The sequence below is a fragment of the Mesorhizobium sp. CNPSo 4688 genome, assembly GCF_057784295.1.
The window spans coordinates 14,764-34,260 of record NZ_JBWLUY010000017.1 but is presented as its reverse complement, the minus strand read 5'-3'; the positions used below and the strand labels follow the sequence as shown (position 1 = coordinate 34,260).

10 protein-coding genes, 1 tRNA gene and 1 pseudogene are annotated in these 19,497 nt (G+C 62.9%); 8 read left to right on the top strand and 4 right to left on the bottom strand.

Going from position 1 to position 19,497, the window contains the following annotated elements:
* Positions 1 to 8: 8 nt before the first annotated feature.
* Genes betC through betB form a run of 4 tightly spaced genes read left to right on the top strand, consistent with a single transcriptional unit; the run spans position 9 to position 5,682 of the window.
* The gene (betC, locus tag AC04SH_RS27140; protein WP_477234115.1) at positions 9 to 1,538 is read left to right on the top strand and encodes a choline-sulfatase; all 1,530 of its coding nucleotides are present in this window, start codon (positions 9 to 11) and stop codon (positions 1,536 to 1,538) included.
* The gene (locus AC04SH_RS27135) at positions 1,538 to 2,539 is read left to right on the top strand and encodes a threonine/serine dehydratase family protein (RefSeq protein WP_488577284.1); all 1,002 of its coding nucleotides are present in this window, start codon (positions 1,538 to 1,540) and stop codon (positions 2,537 to 2,539) included. Before betC ends, AC04SH_RS27135 begins: the two co-directional genes overlap by 1 nt.
* Positions 2,532 to 4,184, top strand: coding sequence for a choline dehydrogenase (betA, locus tag AC04SH_RS27130; RefSeq protein ID WP_488577283.1), 1,653 nt, complete (start codon positions 2,532 to 2,534; stop codon positions 4,182 to 4,184). The genes AC04SH_RS27135 and betA overlap by 8 nt, the downstream gene beginning before the upstream one ends.
* Before the next feature lie 34 nt (positions 4,185 to 4,218).
* Positions 4,219 to 5,682: a betaine-aldehyde dehydrogenase gene (gene betB / locus AC04SH_RS27125; RefSeq protein ID WP_488577282.1), complete on the top strand. Its 1,464-nt coding sequence runs from the start codon at positions 4,219 to 4,221 to the stop codon at positions 5,680 to 5,682.
* 13 nt (positions 5,683 to 5,695) lie between these two features.
* On the opposite strand, the gene AC04SH_RS27120 is transcribed toward betB, so the two are convergent.
* Both AC04SH_RS27120 and AC04SH_RS27115 read right to left on the bottom strand, forming a co-directional pair.
* Entirely contained in the window at positions 5,696 to 7,933 is a 2,238-nt protein-coding gene (locus tag AC04SH_RS27120; protein ID WP_488577281.1) for a mannose-1-phosphate guanylyltransferase/mannose-6-phosphate isomerase, read from the bottom strand.
* A 12-nt stretch (positions 7,934 to 7,945) separates the two neighbouring features.
* A complete protein-coding gene (locus tag AC04SH_RS27115; RefSeq protein ID WP_488577280.1) occupies positions 7,946 to 9,466 on the bottom strand; it encodes a phosphomannomutase/phosphoglucomutase in 1,521 nt (506 codons plus the stop codon).
* A gap of 200 nt (positions 9,467 to 9,666) precedes the next feature.
* Between AC04SH_RS27115 and AC04SH_RS27110 the strand changes: the two genes are divergently transcribed.
* Positions 9,667 to 9,743, top strand: a tRNA-Pro gene (locus tag AC04SH_RS27110).
* A gap of 294 nt (positions 9,744 to 10,037) precedes the next feature.
* Here the strand turns inward: AC04SH_RS27110 and AC04SH_RS27105 are convergent.
* Positions 10,038 to 10,868, bottom strand: a complete 831-nt coding sequence (locus AC04SH_RS27105; protein WP_488577279.1) for a DUF1194 domain-containing protein — start codon at positions 10,866 to 10,868, stop codon at positions 10,038 to 10,040.
* Between the two features lie 214 nt (positions 10,869 to 11,082).
* On the opposite strand from AC04SH_RS27105, the gene AC04SH_RS27100 reads away from it, so the two are divergent.
* Positions 11,083 to 15,888, top strand: coding sequence for an nSTAND1 domain-containing NTPase (locus tag AC04SH_RS27100; protein ID WP_488577278.1), 4,806 nt, complete (start codon positions 11,083 to 11,085; stop codon positions 15,886 to 15,888).
* Positions 15,889 to 16,378: 490 nt separating this feature from the next.
* Here the strand turns inward: AC04SH_RS27100 and AC04SH_RS27095 are convergent, their stop codons facing one another.
* Positions 16,379 to 17,272 carry a LysR family transcriptional regulator gene (locus AC04SH_RS27095; RefSeq protein WP_488577277.1) on the bottom strand — a complete coding sequence of 298 codons (894 nt, stop codon included), beginning with the start codon at positions 17,270 to 17,272 and terminating at the stop codon, positions 16,379 to 16,381.
* A 57-nt stretch (positions 17,273 to 17,329) separates the two neighbouring features.
* On the opposite strand from AC04SH_RS27095, the pseudogene AC04SH_RS27090 reads away from it, so the two are divergent.
* Together AC04SH_RS27090 and AC04SH_RS27085 are read left to right on the top strand one after the other, a co-directional pair.
* Positions 17,330 to 18,546, top strand: a pseudogene (locus tag AC04SH_RS27090) (NADH-dependent flavin oxidoreductase).
* 33 nt (positions 18,547 to 18,579) lie between these two features.
* A complete protein-coding gene (locus tag AC04SH_RS27085; protein WP_488577276.1) occupies positions 18,580 to 19,413 on the top strand; it encodes an SDR family oxidoreductase in 834 nt (277 codons plus the stop codon).
* Positions 19,414 to 19,497 lie beyond the last annotated feature (84 nt).

Genomic DNA, 19,497 nt, shown 5'->3' with positions numbered 1-19,497 from the left:
CAGCCTCAGTGACATCAAGGCGACCCAATTTCCTGATCGTCATGGTCGATCAGCTCAACGGCACGCTGTTCCCCGACGGGCCGGCCGACTTCCTGCATGTGCCGCATCTGAAGGCGCTGGCCGCCCGCTCGGCTCGCTTTGCCAACAATTATACGGCCTCGCCGCTCTGCGCTCCCGGCCGCGCCTCGTTCATGAGCGGGCAATTGCCGTCGCGCACCGGGGTCTACGACAATGCGGCGGAGTTCGTCTCCTCGATCCCGACCTTCGCCCATCATCTGCGCGCCGCCGGCTACTACACCTGCCTGTCGGGCAAGATGCATTTCGTCGGGCCCGACCAGTTGCACGGTTTCGAGGAGCGGCTGACCACCGACATCTATCCGGCCGATTTCGGCTGGACGCCGGATTACCGCAAGCCCGGCGAGCGCATCGAATGGTGGTACCACAATCTCGGCTCGGTGACCGGCGCCGGTGTCGCCGAGACCACCAACCAGATGGAGTATGACGACGAGGTCGTGTTCCTGGCGACGCAGAAACTCTACCAGCTGTCGCGCGAGCAGGACGATGCGGAGCATCGGCCCTGGTGCCTTACCGTTTCGCTGTCGCACCCGCACGACCCCTACGTCGCGCGCAAGCAGTACTGGGATCTCTACGAACACAGCCAGGCGCTGGACCCGGAAACGGGCTTCATCGCGCGTGACGATCAGGACGCGCATTCGCAGCGTCTCTATCATGCCTCCGACTACCCCTCCTTCGACATTACCCGTGAGCAGGTGCGTCGTTCACGGCGCGGCTATTTCGCCAACATCTCCTATGTCGACGACAAGCTTGGCGAGCTTCTGGACGTTCTCAAGCGCACGCGCATGCTCGACGACACCACCATCCTGTTCTGCTCGGACCATGGCGACATGCTGGGCGAGCGCGGCCTGTGGTTCAAGATGAGCTTCTTCGAGGGCTCGGTGCGGGTGCCGCTGATGATCGCCGGCAATGGCGTGCCATCCGGGCTGATCGAGGCGCCGGTTTCCAACCTCGACGTGACGCCGACGCTCTGCGACCTCGCCGGCATCGACATCGGGGCGATCGCCCCATGGACCGACGGCCAGTCGCTGCTGCCGCTTGCCAAGGGCGGACAGCGCACCACGCCCGTGTTGATCGAATACGCAGCCGAAGGCTCCTACGCGCCGCTGGTGGCGATCCGCGACGGCAAATACAAATTCGTCCATTGCGAGCTCGACCCGCCGCAACTGTTCGATCTCGAAGCCGACCCGCTCGAGCGCGACAACCTTGCCGACGATCCGACGCACGCCGCCCTCGTGGCAGCTTTCACCAGAGCAGTCCGGGCGCGCTGGGACATGGTGGCCTTCGATGCCGCGGTGCGCGAGAGCCAGGCGCGCCGCTGGGTCGTCTACCCGGCGTTGCGCAACGGCGCCTATTACCCATGGGATTTCCAGCCGCTGCAAAAAGCATCGGAGCGCTACATGCGCAACCACATGAATCTCGACAATCTCGAAGAAAGCAAAAGGTATCCGCGAGGCGAATGATGACAACAACGTTCGTTCCCTCCCTCGATCATCTCAAGCAGGCCTACGCCGTCACCTCCAGGGCGACGCAGATCACGCCGTTGCTGGAATCCGCGGCGCTCGCCAAGGAGACCGGTGCTGCGCGCGTATTCATCAAGCCGGAATCGCTGCAATGGGCGGGCTCGTTCAAGGTGCGCGGCGCCTATTGGCGGCTGAAGCGGCTGTCGCCTGAAGAAGCCAGGAAAGGCGTCGTCGCCTACTCCTCCGGCAACTTCGCGCAAGGGCTGGCGGCTGCCGGCCAGGCGCTCGGCATTCCCGTCACCATCGTCATGCCGATCGATGCGCCGGCCGCCAAGCGGGATGCCACCGCTGGCTATGGCGCGCGGGTCGTGCTGACCGATCATGGCGAGCGCGCCCGTGAGGAAGTTGCTGCCGCCAAGGCGCGGGAGATTGCCGAGACCGAGGGGCTGGCCTTGCTGCATCCCTTCGACGATCCGGAGATCGTTGCTGGCCAGGCCGGCGCCGGGCTCGAAGCGCTCGAACAACTCGAGGCAAAGGACGCCAGTGCCGACCTCTTGTTCTGCTCGGTCGGTGGTGGCGGACTGATCGGCGGTGTGTCGCTCGCCTTCCACTATTTGTCGCCGGCGACCGAGATCATCGGCGTCGAGCCGGAAGGGTTCAACGGCATGGGAGCGTCATTGGATCATGGCGCCATCGAGACCATGCCGATCGCGCCGAAATCGATCTGCGACGGGCTGATGTCGCGACGGCCGGGCGATGCGCCGTTCGCGGCGGTCAAGACCGCCGGCGTACGCGGCATCACCGTCGACGACGCGTCGGTGCGGCGCGCAATGAAAATCGCCTTCGAGCGGATGAAGCTGGTGCTCGAACCATCGGGCGCCGCATCGCTGGCGGCGCTGCTCGGCGGCAAGGTGAATGTGGCGGGTAAAACCGTCCTGGTTGTGGCTACTGGCGGCAACGTTTCGCTCGCCGATTTCATGGCGCATATGAACCATGCTTGAAGCAGATTTCGTTATCATCGGCTCCGGCTCGGCCGGCTCGGCCATGGCCTACCGGCTGTCGGAAGACGGCAGGCATTCGGTCATCGTCATCGAGTTTGGCGGCACCGATATCGGACCGCTGATCCAGATGCCGTCGGCGCTGTCGATCCCGCTCAACATGAGCCTTTACGACTGGGGCTTTGCCAGCGAGCCGGAACCACATCTCGGCGGCCGCGTGCTGGCGACGCCGCGTGGCAAGGTGATCGGAGGCTCGTCCTCGATCAACGGCATGGTCTATGTCAGGGGCCACGCCCGCGACTTCGACCATTGGGCCGAAGAGGGCGCGACTGGCTGGAGCTTCGCCGACGTGCTGCCCTACTTCAAGCGGATGGAGGACAATGACGGCGGCGAGGACGGCTGGCGCGGCCACGGCGGCCCGCTGCACGTCCAGCGCGGCCCGCGCAAAAATCCGCTCTACGGCGCCTTTGTCGAGGCCGGCCGCCAGGCCGGGTTCGAACTGACCGACGACTACAATGGTTCGAAGCAGGAAGGCTTTGGGCCGATGGAGCAGACCATACGCGGCGGCCGCCGCTGGTCGGCGGCATCAGCCTATCTAAAGCCGGCTCTCAAACGGCAAAATGTCAGTGTGGTCAAAGGCTTCGCCCGCCGCGTGATCATCGAGAATCAGCGCGCCGTCGGCGTCGAGATCGAAGCTCACAAACAGATTCAGGTCGTTAAGGCACGACGTGAAGTGATCGTCGCCGCGTCGTCGATCAATTCGCCCAAGATCCTGATGCTGTCCGGCATCGGCCCGGCCGCGCATCTCGCTGAAAACGGCATCCAGGTCGTAGCCGACCGGCCCGGTGTCGGCCGCAATCTGCAGGATCATATGGAGCTCTACATCCAGCAGGAATCGACACGGCCTATCACGCTGAACTCGGTGCTGAATCCGTTCTCCAAGGCGCTGATCGGGGCGCAGTGGCTGTTCTTCAAGACCGGTCTCGGCGCCACCAACCATTTCGAGGCGGCCGCCTTCGTGCGCTCAGCTGCCGGCGTCGACTACCCCGACATCCAGTATCATTTCATCCCGGCGGCGGTGCGCTATGACGGCAAGGCGGCGGCGAAATCGCATGGCTTCCAGGCGCATGTCGGACCGATGCGCTCGAAGTCGCGCGGCTCGGTGACGCTGCGCTCACCCGACCCCAAAGCAACGCCGGTCATCCGCTTCAACTACATGTCGCATCCAGATGACTGGACGGAGTTCCGCCACTGCATCAGGCTGACCCGCGAGATCTTCGGCCAGAAGGCTTTCGACAGTTTTCGAGGCAAGGAAATCTCGCCGGGCTCGCACGTCCAGTCGGACGAGGATCTCGATGCCTTCATCCGGGATCATGCCGAGAGCGCCTACCACCCGTGCGGCACCTGCAAGATGGGCCGCGCCGACGACATCATGAGCGTCGTCGATCCGGAATGCCGCGTCATCGGCGTCGAAGGACTGCGCGTCGCGGACTCCTCGATCTTCCCGCGCGTCACCAACGGCAATCTCAACGCGCCGTCGATCATGACCGGCGAGAAGGCATCCGACCACATTCTCGGCCGCACGCCGCTGGCGCCGTCCAACCAGGAACCCTGGATCAATCCGCGCTGGCAGGTCGCGGATCGATAGGGCATTGTCCAGCGAAGATCATTGGAGACTTCATATGCGCGCCCAGCCAACGGCATCGCACTATGTCAACGGCCGCTACATCGAGGATGAAGGTGGTGCGCCGCTGCCGGTGATCTATCCGGCGACGGGCGAGATCATCGCCACCTTGTATTCGGCGACGCCGAATGTGCTGGAACTGGCGATCGAAGCCGCACGCGCGGCACAACCGGCCTGGGCGCGGATGAAGCCAGTGGAGCGCGGCCGCGTCCTGCGCCGCGCAGCCGACATTTTGCGCGCCCGCAACGCCGATCTCGCGCGCATCGAGACGCTCGATACCGGCAAGGCGATCCAGGAAACGCTGGTGGCGGATGCGCCGTCGGCGGCCGACTGCCTCGAATATTTCGGCGGCGCGGTTGCCGCCTTCAACGGCGAGGCCATCGATCTCGGCGGACCCTTTGCCTATACGCGCCGCGAGGCGCTTGGCGTATGCGTCGGCATCGGCGCCTGGAACTATCCGATCCAGATCGCCGGCTGGAAGTCGGCACCGGCGCTCGCCATGGGCAACGCCATGGTGTTCAAGCCGTCGGAAAACACGCCGCTGTCGGCGCTGGCGCTGGCCGAGATTTACAGCGAAGCCGGCCTGCCCGATGGGCTGTTCAACGTCGTCCAGGGCTATGGCGATGTCGGCGCCGGCCTTGTCGGCCACGATGTCGTTGCCAAAGTGTCGGTGACCGGCTCGGTGCCGACCGGCCGCAAGGTGCTGTCGCTTGCCGGTTCGAAGATGAAGCACGCGACGATGGAGCTCGGCGGCAAGTCACCGCTGATCGTCTTCGATGATGCCGATCTCGAAAACGCTATTGGCGGCGCCATGCTGGGCAATTTCTATTCCACGGGCCAGATCTGTTCCAACGGCACGCGCGTCTTCGTGCAGAGCGGCATCCATGACCGCTTCGTCGACCGGCTGGTCGAGCGGACGAAAAAGATCCGCATCGGCGACCCGCTCGATCCGGAGACGCAGATGGGGCCGCTGGTCAACAAGGCACAGCAGGAGAAGGTCGTCTCCTACATCAAGGCCGGCCAGCAGGATGGCGCGACGCTCGCCTGCGGCGGCAGTGTACCGTCACTACAGGGTTTTGATGGCGGCTTCTTCGTCGAGCCGACAGTGTTCACCGGCGTCACCGACACCATGCGCATTGCGCGTGAGGAGATTTTCGGGCCGGTGATGAGCGTGCTGAAGTTCGACGGCGAGGACGAGGTGATCGACCGCGCCAACGACACCGAATTCGGCCTCGCCGCCGGCGTCTTCACCCGCGACCTGCAGCGCGCGCATCGGGTGATCGCCGAGTTGCAGGCCGGCACATGCTGGATCAACGCCTACAATCTGACGCCGGTGGAGATTCCGTTTGGTGGCGTCAAGCAATCCGGCATCGGGCGCGAGAATTCGCTGGCGGCGCTGGCGCTCTATTCGCAGCTGAAAGCGGTGTATGTCGAGACCGGGGACGTGGCGAGCCCGTATTAGGGACCGAAGCGCCTCACCCCTTCTGCGCCGTTCCATCAAGATACTGCGTCAGCGCGCAGACCAGATGATAGAAAATACTGGCCGGCACGTCGCTCGCCAGCGAGCGGCCGCGTTCGTCGATGCGATCGATCCACAGGCCGAGCGGGGCCGGGTCGATGTGCCAGCGGAACAGGCGGCCGACACGCGCCTCGATCTCGGGTTTCAGGTCGGGACCGCCCGAGCCATCCAGTGCGATCGCCGCCTTGATCGCTTCGGCCTGCGGCCAGCTGCGCGACACAAGGTCGAGCGGCAGGCCCTGTCTTGAGACAGCGCCGTAAGCAAGGCCGGTGGCGCGGTTGAGGCCGTTGGCGATGGCCGAGGCATAGAGCTTGCGGGCAAAATTGCTCAACTCGCTCTGGCCGCTGCGGGCGGCGAAATCGGTGAGCAGCGAGGCCCATTCGAAATGGTGGCCGGGCTCGGTCCATGTGCCCTTCTCGCCGGCAGCCGGTTTCCAGCCAGCGTCGAAATATTCGCCCAGCGTCCAGCTCTCGGCGTCGAAGAAATGGCTGCGGAAGAGGTCGATGATGCGGGCGGCGCGTCGCAGATAGGTGCGGTCGCCTGTCGCCTCGTACCAGGCGAGGAAAGCCTCGAGCAAATGCATATGCGGGTTGGAGCGCCGTTCGCCCTCACCGTCCGATGTCTCGAGAAAGCCGGTCATGCGGCTGTCTTCGAGATGCGCGTCGAGGAAGGAGAACGTTTCTTCGCCGAGCCGCAGCGCATCCGGGTTGCCGCACATATGCGCGTGCGCCAGCGCCAGCAGCACGCAGGAGTGGTCGTAGGCGTCCTCGGTCGCATCGGCGACGGAGCCGTCGACATTGAGTGTGCGCACCCAACCGCCTCTGTCGGTGCGGCCCTTGCCAGACATGAAGGCGATGCCGTGGGCAATCAGGCGGTCCGCCGGCCCGTCCCAGCCGCGCGCCTTAGCGACGGCGAAGGCATAGACTTGCCTCGCCGTTGTGCGCATGCGCTTGGGCTTCAATAGAGGGTTGGCATCGAAGCCGAGCGCCTCGTGAAAACCGCCATGGCGCTCATCGACGCCTGCCGTCGACCACAGCGGCAAGGTCTCCTCGAACAGCCAGTGATGCACGCGCCGCCGCCAGGCCCCGCTTTCGATGACGCGGTCATGCGCCGGCGTGAACCTGGTTTCCAGCCGGCCCGATTTCTCCAGCTGCTCGACGATCTTCTTCACGTGCTGGCTGTGGCTGACCGGCGCGACGAAGGTGGCGTCGGCGGTCGAGACGATAGCGACATCCTTCATGCCGATCGCCGACAGGAGCCGGCCGTCGCTTCTGATGTAGGAATTCTCGCAATCGATGGCGACGACATCGCCGACCACGACATTGCCCTTGGCATCGGCAGGGCCGACATCGAGCAGCGACTGCCAGGAGCCGAGGTCGTTCCAGCGGAAGCCGGCCGGCACCATGGCGATGTCCTTGGCCCGCTCCATGATGGCGTAGTCGATCGAGTTCGACGGGACGGCGGCGTAGAGCTCCAGCGGCATATAGAGGCCGGACAGATCCGATGTCGCCGCCTTGTAGGCCGCTTCCGTGGCTTGCCAGATGTCCGGCTGGAACGCCGCGAACGCATCGCGCATGGCGCCGGCGCGAAACAGAAAGATGCCGGTGTTCCAGTAGAAAGTGCCGGCCTTGAGATAGCTCTGCGCGGTGGCAAGGTCAGGCTTTTCGACGAAGCGCGAGACGTCGAAGACGCCGCTCTTCTCGTCTGCAACCTCGATATAGCCGTAGCCGGTCTCGGGCTGCGTCGGCTTGATGCCGAACACCACGAGACGGCCGGCAAGCGCCGCCTGACAGCCGGCCTCGACGCTCTGCCAGAACTGCTTCGGTGTCGCTATCTCGTGGTCCGACGGCACCACCATCACCAGGCTGTCGCCGAATTCGGACAACGTGCGCAGCGCAGCCAGCGCCACGGCAGCAGCGGTGTTACGGCCGGTCGGCTCGAATAGCGGACCGCCGCCTGAGAGGTCGAGGCCGGCAAGGTCGGCATGGACACGCTCGGCATGGCGCTCGGCGGCAATCAGGAAGATCGGCGTTTCGCCTTCCGGCCGCGCCGTCAGCCGGCTCAGTGTCTTGGCCAGCATCGAGCCATCGCCGGAAAGATCGTGGAACTGCTTCGGATTGTCCTCGCGCGACAGCGGCCAGAGCCGCGAACCGACGCCACCGCTCATGACAAAACTGACAATGCGCTCGGTCATGAAATGTCCAAATCAAAAGGTCTGGTTGTAGGCGCCGACGTCCGGGCTGCGGCGCAGCACGGCGTCGACGGCCTCGAACATCTGGCGGCGGCGGTCGGACGATACCGGGCTTTCGACAACCACGACAAGCTCCGGCTTGTTCGATGACGCCCGCACCAGCCCCCAGGTGCCGTCCTCGGCGACGACGCGCACGCCGTTGACGGTGATGAGGTCCGATATCTTCTGGCCGGCAAAAGCCTCGCCGTCGCGCTGCATTGCCTGGAAGTCTGTCACCACGCGTTCGACCACGCCGTACTTTACATCGTCGGCGCAATGCGGCGACATGGTCGGCGTTCCGAAGGTCAGCGGCAGTGCGCGGTAGAGATCAGCCATCGAGCTTTTCGGATTGCGGTCGAGCATCTGGCAAATGGCTATTGCCGTGACGAGACCATCATCGTAGCCGCGACCGATGGGCGGGTTGAAGAAGAAATGGCCCGACTTTTCGAAGCCGGCGACGGCGCCGAGTTCGGCAACGCGGCGCTTGATGTAGGAATGGCCGGTCTTCCAGTAATCGGTGACCGCGCCATTGGCGCGCAGCACGCTGTCAGTGTTGAAGAGGCCCGTCGACTTGACGTCGACGACGAAGGTCGAGTTTGGATATTGGCTCGAAATATCCCGCGCCAGCATGACGCCGACCTTGTCGGCGAAGATCTCGTTGCCTTCATTGTCGACCACGCCGCAACGGTCGCCGTCACCGTCGAAGCCAAGCCCGACATCGGCGCCGGTCTCGAGCACCTTGTCCCGGATGGCATGCAGCATCTGCATGTCCTCCGGGTTCGGGTTGTAGCGCGGGAAAGTGTGGTCGAGCTCGACGTCGAGCGGGATCACCTCACAACCGATGCGCTCCAGCGCCTGCGGCGCGAAGGCACCGGCGGTGCCATTGCCGCAGGCGGCCACAACCTTGAGCTTGCGCGCGATGCGCTTGCCGCCGACCAGATCGTCGAGATAGGTCTCGCGGAACCCGGAGACGAATTCGTAGGAACCGCCACCGACAAGATCGAAATCGCCGGCCAGCACGATCTGTTTCAGCGCGCTCATTTCCTCTGGTCCGAAGGTCAGCGGCCGCGCCGCGCCCATCTTGACCCCGGTCCAGCCGTTTTCGTTGTGCGACGCCGTGACCATGGCGACGGACGATGTATCGAGGGCGAACTGGGCGAAATAGGCCATCGGCGACAGCGCCAGGCCGATGTCCTTTACCCTGGCGCCCGCAGCCATCAAGCCGGAGACCAGGGCCAGCTTGATGCCGAGCGAATAGGCGCGGAAATCGTGGCCGGTGACGATGTCTGGCCCGGCGCCAAGACGCCGAATCAGCGTGCCCAGCCCCATGCCGAGCGCCTGGACGCCGATCAGGTTCAGCTCCGGCGGCTGCGCGGAGCCGGGGTGACCGAACCACCAGCGCGCATCGTATTCGCGAAATCCCGACGCCTTGATCAGCGCGTCGGTTTCGAATTCGAAGCTGTTGGGCCGGGCGTCGCCTACGATTTTCAGGGGCAAGACAGCAGAGCTCCAGATGGCGAAAACACGATTTATCGAGGCTGCTGCCTAGCACGCAAGGCTTTAAGTCGGGTTTATCCCGGGCGGGAAATCCACGCTTTGCGGCAATGCCCGACGAAAGCGAACGAAATGCGACAGAAGCGCTGCCATTGCCGCTTGCAGGAACGAAGTACGGCGGCTATAAGCCCGCGGTCTGGTCACGGAGTGTAGCGCAGCCTGGTAGCGCACCTCGTTCGGGACGAGGGGGTCGCAGGTTCAAATCCTGCCACTCCGACCAGAAAAAACAATGGGTTAGGCAACCCGAACATTGCCTACCCCACAGATATCCCCACAGAAATGGAAAAGCATTTGTCCGCTCTTCGCGACGGGCAGATGCATACGCTTCGCGTAAACACCGTCAGCCGACCGTGCTTGCACGACTGCAATGGGGCCGAGACTTGCCCTTCCGGTTTCGGAACGAAGTTGTCGACAAGCAGCCCTTCAGCCCTTTGACGGCGTTCATCGCTGTTGATGCTACCTGTCGGCAGCGATGCGCGAAGCTAGTCCGTTGCTGGCACCACATTGCCGAGCCTCATCGGCCTGGCAACTGACCGATCATGTTGCAATCGACCGTGGGGCCGGAACGCTCGGTGTACGCGGCGTAGATTACCTGATCCATGTTCATGGCGATTTCACGAACCAGCTTTCGACGGACCGCGGTGGCGAACATCGCGGCGTCGGTGACGCCGATTGCAAATGCGTCCGGTCCGCCGATGACGCAGCGCTCGAAATAGGATTGCAGCCTGGAGGGGTCGTACCGCGCAAACCCGTCGGCCTCGCCAATGCGGGGCAGTGCGATAGGCAGCCCGTTGATCGTCACACCTTCCGCGAGAAGAAACTGCCGGATGGGGTCAATGAGTGCTCCGGCATTGTTCGGTCCGTCGCCGGATACGTCAATAACACGGCGCGGGCTGCGCAAGCCGCTCTTCGCGAACAGTCCATTCGCGGCCTGCAACGCGCCGGAAATCGACGTTCCCCGGCCTTCGGTCAACGACAGAGCAGCGAGCCTGTCCGCCAAAGTCAGAGCATCCTCGCGGCTTTCGACAATTGTCCACGGCACGATGACGGTTTGCTGATTTGGCCCCGCCCACTCCAGATAGAGCACTGCGATTCTTCCCAGTTCTCCCGCCTTGATTGCCATCGCGATATCCGCGTGGCGGAAAGCATCAACATAGCCGTCGCGCTGCACTTTTTGCTCAATTCTGCTCATCGACGGCGAGACGTCCACGGCAAGGATCAATTGCAAATCGACTTCGGCCAGGGCGCCCGCGGGACGGTCCGTCGAGTGAGCCTGTGGCGCTGTCGCGAAGAACAGGGTGAGCAGGAAGGCGCCCGTGAGCCGCAGCACTGGTCTTGCACCCATGCTTCCAGCAATCCGTACTAAGCAGTCCATAGCGAACCCCTCTCACCGACAATGGAATGTGGAATTGTCGGTCCGGGGCATTTGCCAAGTCACGAACGGCTTACGATCATTCGCCGAAATCCGAGCTCCCCGCACGGGCTGGATGATGATCAGTCTTCGCAGCGCGAAACCGTGCTAGTATGGGACTGCGGCTTCGTGCTTGAGGGGAACCGGCTTGAATAGCTCGCCGCCCACGACGTTCGTACTCAACGGCGTGACCGCCGACGTGAGCAGGGAGACCTTGCGCGATCAGTTCAACAGGACAATCGCAGTTCGCCACCAGACCTTCGCGGTACTTCGCCACCTTCTGGAGAACGCTGATCGCGTCATTACCAAGGACGAGCTGATGAAGGCGGTCTGGAACGGGCTAGCCGTCACCGATGACAGCCTGGTCCAATGCATTCACGAGATCCGTGCGGCGCTCAACGACAGTCGCCAGGCCGTCGTGCAGACAGTGCCGAGGCGCGGTTACAGGTTGGTCCTTCCCTCAAATGCCGGACCAAGAATGATTACAATTCTGGCGGCAGAATTGGCCGCCGAGGTCCGGCCGGCAGGCAAGGATGAGCGGAGCATTGCTGCACCTACCCCGGCCTACAGGCAGGTCCTTGATCGGCTGCTGATAAAACATGCCGGTCGTGTCTTTGCGAGCGTCGAAGAGACAGTCCTTGCGGAGTTTGCTGGCCCTGTCGAGGCGTTGCGGTGTGCGAACGAGATCCAGTATGAGGTCCATAGACGGAACTGCGAGGTTCCCGAGACAAAGCGGCTGCGCTTCCGCATCGGCGTTGACCTCGGTTACGTCGTCGCCGAGGGCGAGCACCTCAGGGGCGAGGCCGTCGAGGTCGCAGCTAGTCTTCAAACCTTGTCACGCCCCGGCGGGATTTGCATCACGGAAGCGGTCCGCTCCCAGGCTCAGGACCACCTCTCGCTGGAATTCATCGATCTCGGCGAGCACAAACTGAAGGATGTCGCCCGTGCCTTGCGCATCTACCGCGTATGTCTTGCGTCCGAGGAACCGGTCAGGTCGCCATTTCGCGGTCTCGATGCCTTCGAATTCGAAGATGCCGATCTATTCTTCGGCCGAGCGCGGGCGATTGCCGCCTGCACTGCCAGACTGGAGCAGCAGGCAGCAAGCGGCACGGCATTCCTGCTCATCTACGGAATGAGCGGTTGTGGCAAGTCTTCCCTCCTGCGCGCTGGCCTGCTGCCGTCATTGACGCGACCTGGAGCCGTGGCAGGCATATCCTTGTGGCGCCGCTGCCTGATCCGCCTCTCCGAAGGACCGGATGCATTCGCTGTGTTGGCTGCTGCGCTGCTTCACGGCGCCGCTGTGCCGGAGCTGTCCTCAGAAGCAACAGCCGCGGAGTTTGCTCGACTCTGCAGAAGCACGCCGGATCGAGCCCTGGCGATGGTCCGACAGGCACTTCGCAAGGCCGCCGGGCCGGCCCGCTCGCAGATCAGACTGCTTGTGGTCATCGATCAACTAGAGGAGCTGTTCACGACGGAGAAGCAGCCGGCGACGCGCGAGGCCCTTGTGCGGTTCATGGCGGTGCTGGCCGCGAGCGGACTGGTCTGGGTGATAGCGGCGATCCGTTCGGATTTCTTTCACCGCTGCGGTGAGGTCCAAGGTTTCTCGACGCTCAAGGACGGCCTCGCCAGCTACGAACTTCTGCCACCAACCGGCCCAGAGATCGCGCAGATGATCCGCGAACCTGCGGTCGTGGCCGGGCTCCGCTTCGAGGAGAGTGCCGAGTTGGGGCGGCTCGATGACGTGCTGCAGGCGGCAGCAACTGCCGATCCCGGATCATTGCCGCTTCTCGAGTTTGTCCTCGACGCGTTGTACCAAGCCAGCGGCGACCGACGCGTTCTCACCTTTGCGCATTATCGCGCGCTCGGTGGGCTCGAAGGCGCAATCGCGCGCCGCGCCGATGAAGTCGTGGACTTGCTCGCGCCGGAGATCCAGGAGGCCTTGCCCGCGGTGCTGCGCGCCCTCACCACGGCGAACCTGGGCGATGAAACGGTCACGGCACGTGCGGCCCTGTATACCGAAGTCGCGGGCACTCCCGCGCGATCGGCCCTCGTCAGGGCATTAATCGACGCCCGGCTCCTCGTCAGCGACGAGGACGCCGCAGGGCATGTCTTCGTTCGTCTTGCGCATGAGGCACTGTTGAGCCGTTGGCCGCGCGCCGGTGACATTGTGAATGCAAACCGCAACTTCCTCGCGACGCGCGAACGCCTGAGGGCTGACGCCCACCGATGGCACCTGGAAAGCAGGAATCGAGAGCTTCTCCTTCCGTCCGGCAAACGTCTGGCGGAGGGCGAAGAGTTGATGCTGTCAAGGCGGGAAGAGGTCGACGATGCCGTCCTTGAATACATCGAGGAGTCCTTGCGTGCCCATCGGCAGAAGGAGGAGAAGGACCGTCACGCAGAGCTGGCGCTGATCGAGGCCGCCGAAGAGGCAAAACGCGAGCGCCTGGAGCGCGAGGCCGAGCGCCGAAGCCTCGCCGCTGCCGCAGCAAACCGGCTTGCCCGACGGACACGGAACGCCGCTATCGTGGCAATAATGCTCGCTCTTATGGCGGGTGCAGGCGCACTGGTCGCGTTCAAAGCGCGGGAGGAAGCAAGAGGCCAACGCGATCAGGCGCTGCGCAATCAGTACCTTTCGCTCTCGTTCCTCTCGGAGCGGTCCGCCGCGGCAGGCAACACCGAGGCTGCGATCCGGTTGGCGCTTGAGGCGCTACCCTCGAAAGAGCAACCCGAGCGGCCCTATCTCTTTGAGGCGGAGGCAGCTCTCTACAAGGCGCTGCTGGCGCACCGGCAGATCAAAATCCTCCGCCCTGGCGCCGGTGTGTCGCATGCGGCATTCAATCCTACAGGTGATCGCATCGTCACCGCATCCTATGACAGAACTGCAGCAGTCTGGGACATCTCCAGCGGTGCCGAAACTGCAATTCTAAAAGGTCATGATGGGGCCGTGGAGAGGGCCGAATTCAGCCCCGACGGGAGCCGTATCCTGACGGCCGCGAGGGACGGCACGGCACGTCTCTGGGACGCCGTCTCGGGAGAGCAGCTCTACATCCTGCGGCCGGTAGGCCATTACCCGACGGCAATCTTCAGCTCGGATGGCACCCGGGTGTTGACGGCGGGAGAGAACAGCGATGCAACGCTCTGGGATGCTCGGACCGGAAAGAAAGTCCTAGGTGTAAGCAGCGACGCATATACGCGTGCTGCTTTCAGTTCAGACGGCCGCAGCTTCGCGACGGCAGGCAAGCATTTTGTTTCGATCTGGAATACCGCAGACGGCGCGCTGACACGGTCGATCCGAGTGACCTCCTGGCCCTACACCCTGGCGTTCAGCCCGGACGGAAGCCGGATGGTGGCCGGCCCGTGGGGTTGGCATTCACACCGCGACACTTCCAGCCTTTTCGATTTGTCGAAAGGAACCGAGATCGCAAAGTTGGCCGGCAGCAAGAGCGACACGCAATTGAACGGCGTGATTTTCAGCCACGGGGGTCAGCGGATCGCCACCATATCACTGGATGGCACTGCCCGGATTTGGGATGGATCGTTAGGAACGCCGGATGATGTGCTCGGCCAGGAGGTTTCAGGGTTGAAACCTGACATCGACACAGATGAACGCGATGTGGAGATGAACGGTGCTTTCACCCCGGACGACCGCTTCCTTGCGACCGCCTCGATCAATGGGCCGATCCGCGTCTGGGACGTTGAACACGCCTCGTTGGTCACGACCATCGCCGGTCATGAATCTTTGGTCGAGCATCTGGAATTCAGCCCGGTTGACAGCAACATTCTTCTCACTGCTTCACACGATGGCACCGCTCGGCTGTGGGATGTCGACGGCGCCCTGACGACGGCGCTCTCACATGAATATCGCCCGACTTTCGCGGCCTTCAGTCCCGACAACGTCCACCTGCTGACCGGCGGCGGCGACAGCGCAGCGCACCTGTGGGATGTCGTGAGCGGGCGCGAGATAATCCGCCTCGACACGCACGAGATCATTCAAAGCGCCTCGTTCAGCCCAGATGGGAGGCGCGTCGCCACGGCGTCTCTTGAGGGCGTGGTCCGAATTTTTGACGTGGCCACGGGACACGAGACCGCCCAGTTCCGATCAGATGCCGGACTGATCAAGATCCAGTTTGGTCGCGATGGCAAATCGCTTGTTTGCGCATGGATCAACGGCACCGCCCAACTGTGGGACGCGACGACCGGCGCCGAACTGGCTGTCATCCACACAAGCAGCAATCTGCCGCAAGCCATTCTTAGCCCTGACGGACGTCGGATCCTCTCGGCCAGGGAAGACAATGTGGGACACCTCCTGACGACGAGCGGAGCCGAACTACGTGCTCTTGTCGGGCATCAGGATCGCATCACGGCGGGGGCCTTCAACCCTGACGGTCAACTCGTCGCCACGGGCTCACTCGACCACACGGCCCGAATTTGGTCGACCACCGAGGGGACAAGCGTTAGAACGCTGGAGGGACATACCGGCGCGGTGACGGCAGTCGCCTTCAGTCCCGACAGCCAGTCGCTGCTGACTGCTTCACGCGATGGAACCGCCCGGATCTGGAGCGTCGCAGGTAGTCCGGAAAGGGTTCTCAGGGGCCACAGCGGCGCGCTGGACAGCGCCGAGTTCAGCCCCAATGGCTTGTATGTCGTGACCGCGTCGACCGAAGATCGAACGGTGCGGTTGTGGGCGGCGCAATCGGGGCGCCAGATTGCCGTCCTTGGGAGCCAGGACGAAGCAACCTTTCGACCGGGCTTTACACGCGCAGCTTTCAGTTCCGACGGCGCCCATGTCGCGATTGTTTCCGGCGAACAAAGAGTCAGCATCGTTCGCGTCTTCCAGACACCCAACGAGCTTATTGAATTCGCCCGGCGTACCGTCCCTCGCGAACTGACCCCTTGCGAGCGGCGAAGCTTCTTCCTTCCTGAAGTCCCTGCAAACGGCACCTGTCCGGGCTGAGGCGACAACGGCCAGACTTTGCCCCTTAGGCCGCCTGCTGGAACCGCCACCCGTCCGGCCCCAAACGTTATGGCCGAGTGAATCAATCTGGATCCGGACGGCGTGGCGCATAACCTTGGGATTTGGCTTGCCCGTCGGATTGGCGCTCGGGTCCGACCACGATCAGAGCGTTCACTTGTGATGTCTGCTTTTGGAAAGCGGCGGAGGCGACCTTGACGGCTGCAATGAAGCGCGATTCAGACCGGCAGCTTTTGGGCCGGAAGCGGAATGTCGGCTTCCAACCTCGGAATTCTGGAATCGGCCGTTCACCGCGACGCAGTCCGTTCAGGGGTAAGTGAGACCTTTTCTAGGACGAGCTGCCAGGGCGCCTGCTCTGCCTGCGTGGGGGCAACCCGATTGTAGACGTCCCGCGACATTGTGTTGATGAGGGAAGGATAACTCACACTATGCCAAGTTAGAGCGGCATGTGTGTGTACGGTTTTGCCCCCTGTCACGCCTTGAGACGGAGTGCCTCGACAAGAAGAGCGAAGGCTGCAGTGTGCTGGCGTCGGCTGGGATAATAGAGGTGATAGCCCGAGAAGGGTTGGCACCAGTCTTCTAGCACCCGGATCAGGCGTCCGTCTGCGATGAACGGAGCGACCTGGCTTTCAAACGTGTATGCTAACCCGAGCCCGTCGAGGGCCGCAGCCTCCAGCATTTCACCGTCATTGATGACGAGTGGGCCATTCATCCTGACTTCAATTTTCTCACCGCCTTTCTCGAACTCCCAGGCAAAGAGCCCGCCGCCGGTCTTCTGACGGTAACTGATGCCTCTGTGTTCCCCAAGTTCGCGCGGTGTCTTTGGAACCGTTCGGTTTGCAAAATACGACGGTGATCCGACTACCGCCATACGCAGGTCCGGGCCGATCCTTACTGCCACCATGTCCTTCTGGACCTGCTCGCCGATCCGGATACCGGCGTCGAATTTGCTTGCAACGATGTCAACGAGACCCTCGTCCAGGCTCAATTCCACTTCGATATCCGGATACTCCAGCAGAAGCTTGGTGAGGACAGGCCACAGTACTGATTTGGCAGCATACCGGAATGTCGTCAGGCGAATGAGGCCAGTAGGCTTGTCACGCAGGGCGGTGACGGCGGCGATCTCGCTTTCGATGTGATCGAAGGCCGGTCGCAGGCTTCGCAGCAAGCGCTCTCCAGCTACGGTCACGGATAGGCTGCGTGTGGTGCGTGAGATCAGCCGGACTCCCAGGCGCTGTTCCAGCGTCCTGACAGCGTAACTGAGCGCCGACTGCGATAGGCCAAGCTTTGCTGCGGCGCGTGTGAAGCTGCCTGCTTCCGCCACGGCGATGAAGACTGCCAGCTCGCTGAAATCTCCGCGCCTCATTTATCAACCCCATTTCTAACTTCATGCAGATTATAGCGGCTAATCGTATCGAGTCCCATGCCTTATTTCACCCTTAGAGACAACGAAACGCGTGTCGAAAGGGAAACGCCTGTGGACACCAAACGACAGATTTTCCAGCCGTTCCAATTTCCGAACGGGTTGAGCCTCGACAACAGGATTGTCATGGCGCCGATGACCACCTGGTCGGCCAACGACGACGGAACGGTCTCTGATGCGGAGATCACCTATTACCGCCGTCGGGCGACCGGCGTCGGGCTTGTGCTCACAGGCTGCACCCATGTGTTGCCCGACGGTATCGGCTTTACGGGCGAATTCGCCTCCTATGACGACTGTTTCATCCCAGGCCTCTCTCGGCTGGCGTCAGCGGCCAAAAGCGGCGGGGCCCTAGCCGTGCTGCAAATCTTCCACGCCGGGAACAAGGCCGTGCCGGCGCTTATTCCCGGCGGCGAGGTTGTCGGCGCCAGTGCGCTGGAAGTCCCGCCTGGCCCCTTCAATCCGGGCGGCGTGAAGACACGTGCACTGACGAATGACGAAATCCTCGCGATCATTGCCGCCTTTGGCGAGGCGACACGACGGGCCATTGAGGCAGGCTTCGATGGCATCGAACTGCATGGTGCTCACGGATTTCTGATCCAGAACTTCTTCTCGCCTCTCTACAATCAGCGTGGCGATGAATGGGGCGGCACCCTCGAAATCGGATGCGTTTCCCAATTGCCGTAGTGCGTGAAGTGAAGCGAGTGGTCGCGGCGCACGCGGACCGCCCCTTCCTCGTGGGGTACCGGGTGTCACCCGAGGAAGCCGAGGCAGGTGGCTTGCGTATCGCTGACACGTACGAGCTGATTGAATGTCTTATCGACGAAGGTGTGGACTACCTCCACGCATCACTGACGAGCGTTCTCGAGGCAAAGCCTATAGAGGCACCCGAGGGCGACACTATCTCTGACCTGATCACGCGCCGAGCCGGCGGGCGCGTTCCGGTCGTTGCCGCCGGCCAGGTCAGAACGCCCGGGCAGGCCGAACTCGCCCTGCACAGAGGCCTCACGCTCGTCGCAGTTGGGCAAGGGCTGGTGATGAACCCGGAGTGGGTCGAGCTGGCAAAGAGCGGTCGCGAGGATCTGATCGAGACCGAAATCCGGCCGTCGAGCGTTCCGGGCATCGATATTCCAGCGAAACTATGGGGTGTGATTCAGTCCGCCACCGGGTGGTTCAAGATCACCGCTGAGACAGACGTGCCAAAAGCCAACGCGGCATAAATTGAAAAGATACTGGCCAGGAAGGATACGGCTATGAGTAGAGTATGGATGATCACCGGCGCGGGGCGAGGCATGGGTCTCGACTTTGCCAAGGCGGTCTTGGCCATCGGCGACAAGGTCGTTGCGACGGGTCGCAACCGGGATCGGGTCGCCAAGGCGATCGGGCAGTCGGACAATCTTTTGGTCGTCACGTTGGACGTGACCCAGCCGGCCGACGCCGATGCCGCGGTGAAGGCAACCGTTGACCGCTTTGGTCGCCTCGACGTGCTCGTCAACAATGCGGCGGGCTTCTATGCGGGCTATTTCGAGGACCTGACTCCAGCCCATATCGAACTTCAGCTCGCGTCCACCCTGACCGGGGCCATGAATGTCACCCGTGCAGTCCTGCCGGTGATGCGCGCGCAGGGTTCTGGCAAGGTCATTGCAATCTCGTCGACGGCAGGCTTGGTCGGCTTCGAGTTCTGTTCTGCGTACGCCGCGGCCAAATTCGGCGTGGATGGCTGGATCGAGTCGCTGCAAGCCGAGGTGGCGCCGTTCGGCATTGAAACGATGATCGTGAACCCCGGGTTTTTCCGCACAGAGCTACTGACGGACGAATCCACTCAATATGCTCCGTCTTCCGTTAGCGACTACAGCGAACGTCGCGCCCAGCAGATCACGGGCTGGAAAGCCGCGAACGGTCAGCAAGTCGGCGACCCGGCCAAACTCGCGCAGGCGTTGATCACTCTGGTCGACAAGCCAGAGCTGCCCCGTCGGTTCATCGCCGGCGCCGATGCTCTTGGCATGGTCAGACAAAAACTCGCTCTGCTGCAGCAACAGGTCGATGCCCATGAGGAGCTATCCAGCTCACTGGCCTTCGACAGCTGAACGTCCCATCCGGCACTGCCGTTGTCGCAGGTCTATTCATGAGCGCCGTTGATAGGCTCATGCGAATTCTGGGGGCTAATCCGA